We start from the raw sequence: 12,444 nt of genomic DNA, 5'->3' as shown, positions 1-12,444 counted from the left end.
CTGCCCCTGTTGCTGCTTTATTACGAATATGTCTCTGCAAGCGACGGTGATCGCTGCGGTGATCGCTGCGGTGACGGTTAGGCGACCGGTGCCGGAGCCAATACCTTGCGTTCCAATTGGGTCAATTGGCCCTGCAATTCTGCCTTCTGCTGCAGCACTTGCTGGTGCGCTGTGTTCAGCGCGGTGAGAACCTCGCGCTGTTGCATTATCTCGCGTTCGAGCTTGTGGCCGGTTTCACGCTGAAGCTCCGTCTCGCGGACAAGCGCCGCATTGCTGCTCGACAGCGTGGCGATCTTGTCGCGCATCCCTCCTGCCTCCTCGAGCTGCGCGCTTAGCTGTGCCTGTTGCCGGGTAAAACTCTGTAGCAGCGTGTCGTATTCCGCTCGATTCGCAGCCAGTGCCTGCTGCGTCTTTTGCAGCTCTGCGGTCTGCTGAGCATGCAGGGCGCCCTGCTCCTCGATCTTTTGCTCGCGCTCGGCAAGTCGCTGACCCGCAAACGTCAGCTGCTCATTCAGGCTGGCAATCTGGCTGTTGAGCTGTGCATTGGCCTGGCGAAACTGGTCGCGCTCCTGCTGGCGATCGTCGGCAATCCTCTGCTGAAAGAACTCAAAATGTTCGCGTACCGTGCGATTTTCCTGCTTGAGTTCGTCGAGGTTTGCACGCAGTTCAGTGATCCGCGCACTCCCCTCTTCCCGCTGGTACTCGCTTTTCACCAGTGCGGCCTGCACTTCATCCAGTGCAAGCTTGCGACTGCGACTCTCCTGTTCAGAGTCCTGCAATTTTTGCTCCAGTTCCCGCAGGTTGCCGGTGCGCTCCGCAAGTACCGCGCGCAGCTGGGCGAGTTCTGCCCTCACCTGCTCCACCGTCGCCGTCGCTTCTTCGCGCACCGCATCCACCTTGCGATCGGCGTCTTCCTGTACGCGCAGATGTAACGCCTTGAGCGCGTCCACCAGATCTTGCGGCAGGCCCGTGGCGTCGTGCTGGGTGTTTCCCGTTTCGCTTTTCCAGCGTTTCAGCAGCGGCGCGATGGTGCTCTTGCTGCCGGTGCCCAGTTCCTCGCGCACCCGGTCCACCGTCGGTTCGTCACCGCGCTGCCGGATAGTTTCTGCTGCCTGGGCAATATCGAAGTAACTGACGCCTATACGTGCCATCTGGGCCCCCTGTTGTTTTTTTTTGGAATCATTTAGTGCACGAATAACGTTACGTATTACGTGGTACGTAATAATACATAATTTACGATTTTTAGCTCGCTATTTAATTCGCAATTTATAACCCACGATAATAACACTTATCGTGCGTTATGATTTTAATCTGTGCGAAAATATGCGCCGCTCCGGTACACAAACCACCACTTCGGCAATGCCCCAAATTATGAAAAATCATCCACAAAATTTGCCGACCAACACTCCGACCCCGTCAGACTCCACAGAACCCAGAGCACTACTTTCCCGGGAGACCGTGCAGGCGTACCTGAATGCGGCCACTTCTGAGAGCACCCGCAAGGCCTACCGCTCTGCGATCCGCCAGTTTGAAAAATGGGGCGGACGCTTGCCGACGGACAGCGAAACCCTGGTGCACTACCTGCTGAGCCGTGCGGAGACACTCAATCCGCGCACGCTCGACCTGCACCTCACCGCCATTGGCCAGTGGCACCGCTTCCAGGGCATCGCCAATCCGGCAGTGGAGCCACTGATTCAAAAAACGATGAACGGAATCCGCCGTGTTCACGCCAGACCCAAGCAGAAGGCGAAGGCGCTGCGCCTCGAGCACATCGCCACTATGGCGCGCCATTTGCGGACGCAACCGGACAGCTCGAAGAAGTACCGCGACCTGGCGCTGGTACTGATGGGATTCTTCGGTGCGTTTCGACGTAGTGAGCTGGTGGCGATCCGCGTGGAGGACCTGATGTGGGAGGATGAGGGCCTGATCGTGCGGCTGCCGCGTTCGAAAACAGACCAGACCGGTCAGGGGATACAGCGGGCCCTGCCCTTTGGCAACAAAACGGTATGCCCGGGCAGCGCGCTCAGAAACTGGCTTGATACTGCGGGTATAAAAGAGGGGCCGGTGTTCCGCGCGGTAAACCGCTGGGACCAGGTGCAGCAAAAGCCGCTAAATCCCGGGGCCATCAATCAGTTGCTCAAGCAGCTGGGTACAGAATGCGGTTTTGATTTTGTGGCAAGCCTGAGCAGCCACAGCTTTCGCCGCGGTCTCTCTACTTCCGCCGCACGAGAGAAGGTGGATTTTGAGTTGATCAAGAAACAGGGGGGCTGGAAAAGCGATGCCACAGTGTGGGAGTACATCGAGGAAGGTCAGCGACTCACCGACAATGCAACGACAACACTGATGGAAAAAATGGCCGCACTGGAGGACATCGACTAGCCATTTCGATGCCTTAAGACTTCGCCCTCAGCAAATGCGCGGTAACTGCTCCCCCGGAAGCAGGTCGAGCAGACGCTCGCAGCCGAGGACATTCGTCAGGACTACGTCTGGGCGGCCTACGGCGGTCACCTGCCCTATGGTCCGGCTTGCCGCAGACACCGTATGGCGGTGCAATATGTCCAGCGCCGCCGGTTCATCCTCCGGCGCCACAAACACCACAAAGCGCCCTTCGTTGGCCACATAGAAGGGATCCAGCCCCAACAGCTCGCACGCCCCCTCCACCGACGCGCAGATCGGTACCGCGCTTTCCTGCAGCACAAAGGATGCGCCCCGTGCTCTCGCCAGTTCCACCAGTGCCGTGGCAAGGCCACCGCGGGTGAGATCCCGCAGGCAGTGCACCCGGATACCTGCCTCCAGCAGGTCATGAACCGGTCCATGTAGCGGTGCACAATCGCTTTGCAACGGCGTATCGAACGCGAGCCCTTCGCGACTCGCCATCACCGCCATACCGTGACGGCCGATATCGCCAGACAGGAGTATCCGATCGCCGGCGCATATGGCCCCGGGTTCAATCGCTCGTTCGTGTTCCAACACCCCGACCCCGGCGGTATTGATATACAAGCCATCACCCTTTCCCCGCTCCACTACCTTGGTGTCGCCGGTGACCAGCTGCACACCGCTTTGTGCGGCAGCGCGCCCCATTGACGCCATCACTCTCGCCAGGGTTTTCAGGGGCAACCCCTCTTCGAGGACCAGGCTGCAGCTCAAATACATCGGGCGCGCCCCGCTCATCGCCAGATCATTGACGGTGCCGTAAACCGCGAGTTCACCGATATTGCCGCCGGGGAAAAATAACGGCGAGACCACGAAAGAATCCGTGGTGAACGCCAGCCGCCCACCGGCAAATGGCAGACATGCGCTATCGTGCAACCGGTCCAACCAGGGATTTTTGATGTAGGGATGGATGTAGTCGCGGAACAATTTCTGGCTCAGCTCACCGCCACTGCCGTGACCGAGGCGAATGGTCTCTTCGGTATCAACGGGAAGCGGACAATCAATATTCATGGGCTGAGGTGTTGGCTAAATTGTTGGCTGAGGTATTGGTTTGATTGTTTATAGCGTCGCTGGTGATCACCCGGGTACGGTAGCGGTAATAGGCGGCGCACGGGCCCTCGGACGACACCATCGGCGCCCCCAATGGATGCTGAGGCTGGCAGCGCTGGCCAAAATGCGGGCACTCGATCGGTTTTTTGCGCCCCTGCATGATCTCGCCGCTGATACAGCCACTGGTATCACACGGGGACGACCTTTCGCCGGCAAAAAGTTGCCTGGCATCCAGCGCAGAAAATGGCGCGCGCAGGCGCAGGCCGCTTGCGGGAATTTCGCCAACGCCGCGCCAGGTCTGTGAAGTGACCTCGAACACCTGCCGCAGCATGTCCTGCGCCCGCTGGTTACCGGTGCGCGCTACGGCACGCGCATACTGGTTTTGTACCAGGTATTCCCCGCGTTCGAGCTGCCGCACGACCATCAAGATTCCCTGGAGAATATCCAGCGGCTCAAACCCGGTTACCACGATCGGCACTTTGAAGTTATCTGCTAGTACATTGTAGGACTCGAAGCCGGTCACCGCGCACACATGACCGGCGGCCAGATACCCATCAACCTGTGAATCGGTGGCGCCGCTGATTGCCGCTATGGCGGGGGGTACCAGAAACTGGGATACCAGCAGGGAAAAATTTCGCAGGCCTTGCTCACGGGCGAGGAACGCGGCCATGGCATTGGCGGGCCCGGTGGTCTCAAATCCGACGGCGAAGAACACCACCTTGCGCTGGGGATTTTGCCTGGCGATAGCCAGCGCGTGCAGCGGGGAATAAACCATGCGCACATCCCCACCCCGGGCCTTCACTGTGAGCAGATCGTGCGCACTGCCCGGCACCCGCAGCATGTCGCCGAAAGAACAGAATATGACGTCCGACCGCGAGGCAATGGCGATGGCCTGATCGATGATCTCCAGCGGGGTGACGCACACCGGGCAGCCGGGACCGTGCACCAGTGTAATCGCCGATGGCAGGAACTGTTGCAGACCGTATTTGACGATCGCGTGTGTCTGCCCACCGCACACTTCCATGATCGTCCAGGGGCGGGTGGTGATTTTCGCGATTACGCGTGCAGCTCGCTCAATGTCCTGGCGCTGGCGATATTCGTGCAGGAATTTCATGGGTTATTCCAGTTCCTCCAGATCACCGAGCTGCCCGAGATAATCGAATATTCGTTGGGCTTCCTGCTCATTGACGCGGCTGATGGCAAACCCCACGTGCACGATCACATAATCCCCCACAACAGCTTCCGGCACATAGGCAATATTGATGTCCTTGGTAATACCGCCGAAGCTGACCCGTGCCGTGCGCTCGAGCGCGGCGAGATTGAGGATTTCCTCGACACGCCCGGGTATGCCTAGACACATATCGCACTGCCCTCGTCGCTGGCTACCCGGCAATCGGCCATACAGCGGGCGTAATACAGCTGCCCGAGGGCAATGCCACCATCATTGGGCGGCACCTTGCTGTGGCAGTGCACGTGAAAGCCGTTGTGCCGCAAAAGCCCGGCGGTGTTTTCCAGCAGGCGTTTGTTCTGGAACACCCCGCCGGACAGAAAGACATGCCGCTCGCCGGCGCGGTGCACGGCGGCCTGCACCATTTGTGCGAGGGTGTTGTGAAAGGCGCAAGCGCGGTCAGCGACGGAAAGTCCGCAATCCTCTTGATCCAGCAGTGCCAGCACCATCGGTGCCCAGTCGAGGGTGCAGCTTGCCTGGCTTGTATCTTCTATAGAGAAGGGATAGCAGATCTCGCTAGCGGAAGGCTCCGCCGCAAACTCAACCGCCATCGCCGCCTGACCTTCGAAACTGACGGAATCGACCAACCCCAGAATTACCGCTACGGCATCAAACAGCCGTCCCATACTGGAGCAGCGCGGCGTGTTGATCCCGCGCTTGAGCATGGTGCGCACAATGGATAATTCGGTGGTGTCGAATTTGTTCTGCAGTAGTACACATGAAAATGCGCGCTCTCCGAGGCATTCATACAGCATACCGGCGAGGATTCGGCGTGGGTCATGGATCGCACTTTCACCGCCGGGTAGCGGGAAGTCGCGTAAACTCGCGATGCGCTTTACGGCATCGCGGCCGTTCCAGTACAGGCACTCACTGCCGCGCACGCTACCGTCTTCCCCGAACCCGGTGCCGTCCCAGCTGATTCCCACCGCCGAGCCGCGGTACTGATGCTCTGCCATGCAGGAAAAAAAGTGCGCGACATGGTGTTGAATCTCCAGCGCTCCCGCGGTCTTCTCTCCACCATGTTCTGACCATTGCTGGCGGGCCCAGCGATTCGAAATATAACCCCGGTGTCGATCGCACAGCAGATTCGCTGGTGTCAGGCCGTGCAGGTGGGCGATATCGGCAATGGCGCGCTCAAACTGTCGCTGCGCGCTGCGGTCCTGCAAGTCACCGACATAGGGGCCGAGATAGGCGGTATTACCGCAGCAGGCCGCTACGCAATTTTTAAGATCGGCACCAAGCGCAAGCAATGGCTCGTCACAGCTTAAGGTATCCGGTAATGGCAGCGGCAGCGGTGCATAGCCGCGCGCACGGCGAAACAGCACGGGCTGCCCCCCCATCACCCGCACCACGGAATCGTCCAGCGGGCGCAGGATGGCGCGGTCGTGGAGCAAAAACAGGTCGGCAATTTTACCGAGCCGCTGGACTGCCTCGGCATTGTCGATACAGATCGGCTCACCAGACAGGTTGCCACTCGTGGCGATAAGTGGTCGCTGCAACGATTGCAGCAATAAATAGTGCAATGGCGAACTCGGCAGCATCGCGCCGAGGTTCGGATTTGCCGGCGCCACCTCGGGACTGATAACGGCTTGTGACTGTGCTTTAGCTTTCAGCAGCAATATTGGTCGTTGCTGGGCGCACAGTAGGGCTTCTTCCTCCGTCGAGGTAACGCAGTCAGCCTGCAGGCTCTGTATGTCCGGGTACATTAGTGCGAATGGCTTGTGGGGGCGACACTTGCGATCCCGCAGCCGCTTTACAGCGGTGGTATTGGCGGCATCCACCAGTAACTGGAAACCGCCGACGCCTTTTAGCGCAACAATCTTGCCGGCGCGGATTGCCGAGACTGCCTGTCGCAGAGCATCGTCCCGTTCCGCGAGCGCATTGCCAAACTGGTCCAGCAACGTCAGAGCCGGCCCGCAATCCGGACATGCTATTGGTTCGGCGTGAAAGCGCCGGTTGCCAGGGTCGCGGTATTCGCGTTCACAGGCGGCGCACAACGGGAAATGCTTCATGGCGGTGCGGGCGCGGTCGTAGGGCAACCGCTCGACAATACTGAAACGCGGGCCGCAGCGTGTGCAATTGGTAAATGGGTAGCGAAAGCGGCGGTTTTCCGGATCGGAAATTTCCTGCAGGCAGTCCTCGCAGGGCGCGAGGTCCGGAGGAAGTACCGCCGCAACCTCGGTGCCGGTTTCGCTGGTGCAGATGTGGAAACCCCTAGCCTGCTGAAGCGGGATGGGTGTGCTTGAAAGGTACTCGATTTCCGCAAGTGCGGGTTTTTCCAGCGGCAATGTTTCCAGGAATCGACGTAGGTCCGCGCGGCTCCCTTCTATTTCCACTCTGACACCGGTGCCATTATTGGCGGTCCAGCCGTTCAGACGGCAAGCCATGGCGAGTTTATAGATAAACGGGCGAAAGCCGACCCCCTGTACCACCCCGCGAATATCGAGTCGAAGACGCTCTTGAGCTTCAGCATTCATCGGCACGTTCAAACTCCAGACTGTCGAGGATGATGTCCTGCGCCTCGGGGTGGTGGATGTCCGGTTGTTCCTCGATATGTAGCCGCAGTCCTTCCAAGCTGGTGCCGGCCGTAGCCTGCTCGAAATGTTCGCGCAGGTGCTCGGCAGAGATATGGGCCAGTACCCCCAGGCGAAGTGTCGCGGCGATCAGCCGGCCGTCCTCGGTGGCCGCCAGCCGCTGTATCTTGTCGAGCAGGTTATTGATCAGCGATTGTTCGTGCATGGCGAACCTCCGGAGTATGTATTTAGCAGAGCAAGGATCTCCTGTTCCACGATTTCTGCGGCGGCCTGTACCGCCGGCGACAGGCCGGCACTAATGGCAAAGTTCTCGCCGCAGATCCCATAGATTTCCAGCCGTTGTGGCAGAGCTTGCAGAAGGCGGCCCATCTCCAGCGCCTCACCGAGATTGATGCCGTGGCTTGAAGTGGTGCAGAGACTCGGCAGAATCTCTTGCGCGAGCCCGTCGAGGCGCAGGATCGCGCCGGTGGCGAGATCGTCCGCGGCCACGGCGTCCACCATGCAAACATGGCGGTCTTTCCACACCTCCAGCAGGCTCGCGATGTCCCCACCGTTTTCGATACACGGCACCGCCGGCTCTAGGTGTGGCCGCAGCCTGTGGAGCACATAGGGGCCGACACTGTCGTCACCGCGAAAGCGGTTGCCGAGGCTGATTACCGCCCAATCGCTCATGAACTGGTCCTCTCGACGCGCTGCAGGTTCATTTTCAGGAAATGGGTGGAGCAGGATATACACGGGTCGTAATTGCGTATTGCCTGTTCACACTGGGCCTGTAACTGCTTTTCAGGCAGGTGCATAAACTTCGGCAACATCAGGCGCAGGTCATCCTCGATCGTTTTCTGGTTCTGCGAGGTCGGTGCAACAATCTTTGCCTCGGTAATTTTGCCGGCGTCGTCGATGGAGTAGCGGTGGTATAACAGGCCGCGGGGTGCTTCGGTGGCGCCATAGCCAGTTCCCGCGTGAGTTTCTGCAGATATATAAGCGACGTCGGGCTTGCGGTATTCATCGATAAGTCGCACGGCTTCATCGAAGGCAAAAAGTACTTCGAGGCTTCGCACCACTATGCTGTGGAACGGATTGGCACAGAATGGCGGGAAGCCCATTTCGCCTGCCACTTGCCGCACCATGGGTGACAGCCGGTCGTAATTCAGGTTGTAGCGCGCCATCGGGCCGACAAAATACGCACCGCGTTCAATCAGGGTACTGTGGAGAGCGCTGCTGTATTCGACATGCTCCTCGCGGAAATGACTGTCGTAGTCGCGCACGGGTATCGCGAGCCCGCGGGTCGAAACAATGGAACCCCGGTTCATCGGGTATTCGTTGCTATGGGAGAGCGCGACAAACTCGTACTGCTCGGACAGCGCGCGCTCGAATTTGGGAAATGGCAGGGATACCGCCCAGCGTACGGTCTCCATGGCCATGTCCCGCCCATGCAACAATTGTTCGCGCAGCGGCTGAAGCTCACCCGCGCTCGGCACCCGGTAGAAGCCCCCAACCCGCACATTGATCGGGTGCACCTCCCTGCCCCCCAGCAAGCCGACGATGGCATTGCCGGCTTTTTTGATGCTCAGACCGTCCTGCACAATCTGCGGGTGGTCTTTGGCCATGGCTACCGCCCCGGGATAACCGAGAAAGTCTGGTGCATGCAGCATATATATGTGCAGTGTGTGGCTCTCGATCCACTCACCGCAGTAGATCAGTCTGCGCAGCGCATGCAGTTCTGGTGGCAGTGTCAGCCCCAGTGCGTCTTCCATCGCGTGGACGGCGCTCATCTGGTAGGCAATCGGGCAGATGCCGCAAATGCGCGCGGTGATATCCGGCGCTTCGCGAAAATCCCGCCCACGCATAAATCCTTCAAAAAAACGCGGTGGCTCGAAGATCTTCAATTTGACGTCGTGCACGCCGGCGTCGTCATAGCGGATGTACAGCGCTCCCTCGCCTTCCACCCGCGCCAGGTAATCGACCTTGATGGTTTTACTTTTGGCCATCGCCACCTTCCTGGCGCCGGCTCTCCGCTTCGAAATCCGGGGCAGCGGCATTGAAGTTGCGCAGGTTTTCGATCAGCACCACCTTCTCGGCACCCAGTTCGCGCTGCCACCAGTGACTCAGGGAGGCCGTGTTAGGGTTTTCTTTGGGTCCGTAACATCCGTAGCAACCGCGGGAATACGCCGGGCAGATGGCACCGCAGCCCGCGTGGGTCACCGGCCCCATACAGGGGGTCCCGTGCGCTACCCAGACGCACACATTGCCACGCATTTTGCACTCAATGCAGACCGAGTGTGGTGGCACCTGTGGCGGGCGCCGATGCAGGAAAGCACTGATGACTTCCAGCAATTGCTTTTTATTGATGGGGCAACCGTGCAGCTCGAAGTCCACGGCTACATGGGTACTGATGGGCGTCGAGGTCTTGAGCGTGTCGATATATTCCGGCTGGGCGTAAACCGCGGCGATGAAATCGTCGACATCGGCGAAGTTACGCAGTGCCTGGATACCGCCGGCGGTTGCACAGGCACCGATGGTCACCAGTACCCGGGACTGCGCGCGGATCTCGCGGATTCGCCGTACTTCATCCGCGGTGGTCACCGAACCTTCCACCAGCGACAGATCGTAAGGCCCGGGTGACGGGTTGCTGGAAGCCTCCATGAAATAGGCAATTTCCATACAGTCCGCCAGCTGCAACAGTTCATCCTCACAGTCCAGCAGGCTCAGCTGGCAACCATCGCAGGAGGTGAATTTCCACACCGCCAGGCGCGCCTTGTCATTGGGCTCGTCTAGAGTGCGCGCAGGTTGAACCACGATCGCACACTCCCGTAACGGAACACCGGCCCGTCCTTACACACAAAATTCGGCCCCCACTGGCAGTGGCCGCAGAGGCCGGTGGCGCATTTCATATTACGCTCCATCGACAGGTAGATGGCGCCTTCAGGGACCCCCTTGTCGAGCAGGGTCTGAATGCAGAAGCGCATCATCACTTCCGGGCCACACAGAAACGCTATGGCACTCTGGCCGTCGATGTGTGCGGCCTCGAGTGGTTGGGTAATTACACCAACCCTGCCGCGCCAGCCGCTGTCCGCTTGATCCACGGTTACGGTGAGTTTCAGGTCCCCCTCGCTGTGTTCGGATTGCCAGCGCTCGAGTTCTCGCTGATAGAGCAGTTCCTGCGGACGGCGAGCGCCATAAAACAGCCACACTCGAGTTGCGCGGTGGTGTCCACCCAGCAGGCTGTAAATCAGCGGGCGCAGAGGGGCTAGCCCGAGCCCCCCGGCAATGATCAATACTTCCTTGCCGGCTGCGACTTCTAGTGGCCAACCGCAGCCAAAAGGACCGCGCACCCCGATCACATCCCCCGGTCTCAGTCGCGCAAGCGCCTGGGTGACCAAACCGTGACTGCGGATGGTGTGTACGTAGCTGTCGTCATCCGACGGTGAGCCGCTCATGGAAATAGGCACTTCGCCGGCGCCAAATGCATACAGCATATTGAACTGCCCAGGCACAAACGGTGTTGGCCGGTCGCCGGGTTGCGGGCGAATTTGCAGGGTAAAAGTCCCCGTATATTCTTCGCTGCGTTCATCGATCCGATACAGTGTCGGTATCATTGACCGCGATCCACTGGCGGACGCTGCAGGCTGTAAACGTCCATCAGCTGCATACGTGTTGCGCGCAGCCGCTGGGTAACGATGCGTGCGAAACGCTTCATCAGCTCGCATCCCATCGCCGTGTCCGTCTCGCATTTCTCCCGCAGGCACTTACCATCGAGACGGATCGCATGCACCTCATCCACGGCACGGGCATCAAAGGTCCAGAGATAGGGCGGGAACAGCCAGGACCAGCCGAAGATGTCGCCGTCGTGCAGTGTTTGCAAACACAGCGCGCCGTAGTTGGGTACGAAACATTCCACCGCCACCTGCCCGTCCCGGATCAGGAAAAAGTGATCCGCCGGTTCGTTTTCCCGCGCGATATATTCGCCGGCATTGTAAATATGGTTTTCTCCACAACCGGCGATAAAGTCCAGTTGGCTTTCGTTCATGCCGTTGAAGAACGGGTGCTCGTGCAGCAGTTGCGCCATGCTTTTCATGGTTTTTCCATTTCCCGTATACGTTGTAGTTCTTCTGTCAGGTCTATTCCCACCGGGCACCAGGCAATACAGCGACCGCAGCCCACGCAGCCAGAGGTTCCAAACTGATCGTGCCAGGTCGCCAGTTTGTGGGTCATCCACTGGCGGTAGCGGGAACGCGTATCTGGCCGCACTGCACCACCGGTGATGTAGCTGAAGTCCCCGGTGAAGCAGGAGTCCCAGCGCTCCCAACGCGCCGCGTTGTCACCGCTCAGGTCTGTGGTGTCTTCCACCGTCGAGCAGAAACAGGTGGGGCACGCCATGGTGCAGTTGGCACAGCTGAGGCAGCGATTGGCCACCTCCTCCCATTCCGGGCTTTCGTAATTCCGATACAGCAGGTCCTTGATATCGGAACTGTCGAAGTGGCGGGGGCCCTGTTGCATCTGCACTTCCGCGGCCTGAATACCCCGCTGTGCCTGCTCGATGTGCTGTGTTTCTGCGGGTTGCACCGGTAACTGCTGAAGAATTCGCTCGCCCCGTTTGGAGCCGGCCGCGATCACGAAAAAGTGGGTTTCGCCGTCAATGACTTCGGTCATGGTCAGGTCCGTTGGCAGCGTTACTTCCGGCCCGGTATTCATCGATGTGCAAAAGCAAGTGGATGCGGCAGCGGTGCAGTTCACCGCAATCACCAGTAAAGGTTTTCGTCGCCTGGCGTAACTGTCATTGGGATAGCGGTCGCTCAGAAAGACCCGATCCTGAATGGCAATGGCGTGCAGCTCGCAGCTGCGCACCCCAATAAATGCCAGTGATGGCACTGGCTCTTCTATGGCGGTGATCCGTATGCCGCTGGTGTCTCTTTCTGCCTGCCACACCTGACGACGCGGAAGCTGCAAAAATTTTTTCCAGGAGTGTGGGCCGGCGGCGTAGCCGAAATAGGCGCCGTCATCCCGTCTTTTTATTCGGTACTGACCTTTTTCCTGTTCATCGGTCCAGCCCCGCGGCAGGTCGCAGGCACTGTGGATTTCGTCATAGACAATCGCGCCATCGCGTAAAACCGGCCCTACGAGCCGGTGTCCTTCTGCACCAATGACCTGGATCAGCACATCCAGATCGTCTGCCTGCAGCAGGAACTTTCCCATGATTCC

General features: G+C 59.2%; 13 protein-coding genes. 1 reads left to right on the top strand and 12 read right to left on the bottom strand.

Annotation, left to right across the window (positions count from 1 at the left end):
- Positions 1–77 precede the first annotated feature (77 nt).
- Positions 78–1,151 carry a DNA-binding protein gene (locus R5R33_RS00370; protein WP_318954103.1) on the bottom strand — a complete coding sequence of 358 codons (1,074 nt, stop codon included), beginning with the start codon at positions 1,149–1,151 and terminating at the stop codon, positions 78–80.
- A 307-nt stretch (positions 1,152–1,458) separates the two neighbouring features.
- On the opposite strand from R5R33_RS00370, the gene R5R33_RS00365 reads away from it, so the two are divergent.
- Positions 1,459–2,379 (top strand): site-specific integrase, encoded by a 921-nt coding sequence (locus R5R33_RS00365; protein WP_449843687.1) that lies wholly within the window; start codon positions 1,459–1,461, stop codon positions 2,377–2,379.
- 27 nt (positions 2,380–2,406) lie between these two features.
- Here the strand turns inward: R5R33_RS00365 and hypE are convergent, their stop codons facing one another.
- The 11 genes from hypE to R5R33_RS00310 are packed head-to-tail and all read right to left on the bottom strand — an operon-like array spanning position 2,407 to position 12,438.
- Positions 2,407–3,444, bottom strand: a complete 1,038-nt coding sequence (hypE, locus tag R5R33_RS00360) for a hydrogenase expression/formation protein HypE (RefSeq protein WP_318954101.1) — start codon at positions 3,442–3,444, stop codon at positions 2,407–2,409.
- On the bottom strand, positions 3,434–4,597 hold the full coding sequence (hypD, locus tag R5R33_RS00355) for a hydrogenase formation protein HypD (RefSeq protein ID WP_318954100.1): 1,164 nt from the start codon (positions 4,595–4,597) through the stop codon (positions 3,434–3,436). Before hypD ends, hypE begins: the two co-directional genes overlap by 11 nt.
- A gap of 3 nt (positions 4,598–4,600) precedes the next feature.
- Complete coding sequence (locus tag R5R33_RS00350; protein WP_318954099.1) at positions 4,601–4,843, bottom strand: HypC/HybG/HupF family hydrogenase formation chaperone; 243 nt, start codon at positions 4,841–4,843, stop codon at positions 4,601–4,603.
- The gene (hypF, locus tag R5R33_RS00345; protein ID WP_318954098.1) at positions 4,834–7,188 is read right to left on the bottom strand and encodes a carbamoyltransferase HypF; all 2,355 of its coding nucleotides are present in this window, start codon (positions 7,186–7,188) and stop codon (positions 4,834–4,836) included. Before hypF ends, R5R33_RS00350 begins: the two co-directional genes overlap by 10 nt.
- Positions 7,178–7,450, bottom strand: a complete 273-nt coding sequence (locus tag R5R33_RS00340; RefSeq protein WP_318954097.1) for a hydrogenase/urease maturation nickel metallochaperone HypA — start codon at positions 7,448–7,450, stop codon at positions 7,178–7,180. The genes hypF and R5R33_RS00340 overlap by 11 nt, the downstream gene beginning before the upstream one ends.
- Positions 7,432–7,917, bottom strand: a complete 486-nt coding sequence (locus R5R33_RS00335; RefSeq protein ID WP_318954096.1) for a hydrogenase maturation protease — start codon at positions 7,915–7,917, stop codon at positions 7,432–7,434. Before R5R33_RS00335 ends, R5R33_RS00340 begins: the two co-directional genes overlap by 19 nt.
- Positions 7,914–9,233 (bottom strand): Ni/Fe hydrogenase subunit alpha, encoded by a 1,320-nt coding sequence (locus tag R5R33_RS00330; RefSeq protein ID WP_318954095.1) that lies wholly within the window; start codon positions 9,231–9,233, stop codon positions 7,914–7,916. Before R5R33_RS00330 ends, R5R33_RS00335 begins: the two co-directional genes overlap by 4 nt.
- A complete protein-coding gene (locus R5R33_RS00325) occupies positions 9,220–10,041 on the bottom strand; it encodes an NADH-quinone oxidoreductase subunit B family protein (RefSeq protein ID WP_318954094.1) in 822 nt (273 codons plus the stop codon). Before R5R33_RS00325 ends, R5R33_RS00330 begins: the two co-directional genes overlap by 14 nt.
- Positions 10,017–10,841, bottom strand: a complete 825-nt coding sequence (locus tag R5R33_RS00320) for an FAD/NAD(P)-binding protein (protein WP_318954093.1) — start codon at positions 10,839–10,841, stop codon at positions 10,017–10,019. The genes R5R33_RS00325 and R5R33_RS00320 overlap by 25 nt, the downstream gene beginning before the upstream one ends.
- Positions 10,838–11,320 (bottom strand): cyclic nucleotide-binding domain-containing protein, encoded by a 483-nt coding sequence (locus R5R33_RS00315; protein ID WP_318954092.1) that lies wholly within the window; start codon positions 11,318–11,320, stop codon positions 10,838–10,840. Before R5R33_RS00315 ends, R5R33_RS00320 begins: the two co-directional genes overlap by 4 nt.
- Positions 11,317–12,438, bottom strand: a complete 1,122-nt coding sequence (locus tag R5R33_RS00310; RefSeq protein WP_318954091.1) for a 4Fe-4S dicluster domain-containing protein — start codon at positions 12,436–12,438, stop codon at positions 11,317–11,319. The genes R5R33_RS00315 and R5R33_RS00310 overlap by 4 nt, the downstream gene beginning before the upstream one ends.
- Positions 12,439–12,444: the final 6 nt, after the last annotated feature.

Source organism: Microbulbifer pacificus (assembly GCF_033723955.1).
Taxonomy (GTDB): Bacteria; Pseudomonadota; Gammaproteobacteria; order Pseudomonadales; family Cellvibrionaceae; genus Microbulbifer; species Microbulbifer pacificus.
Note: the sequence above shows the minus strand (reverse complement) of the source record. Positions and strands in the feature narration are given on the sequence as shown.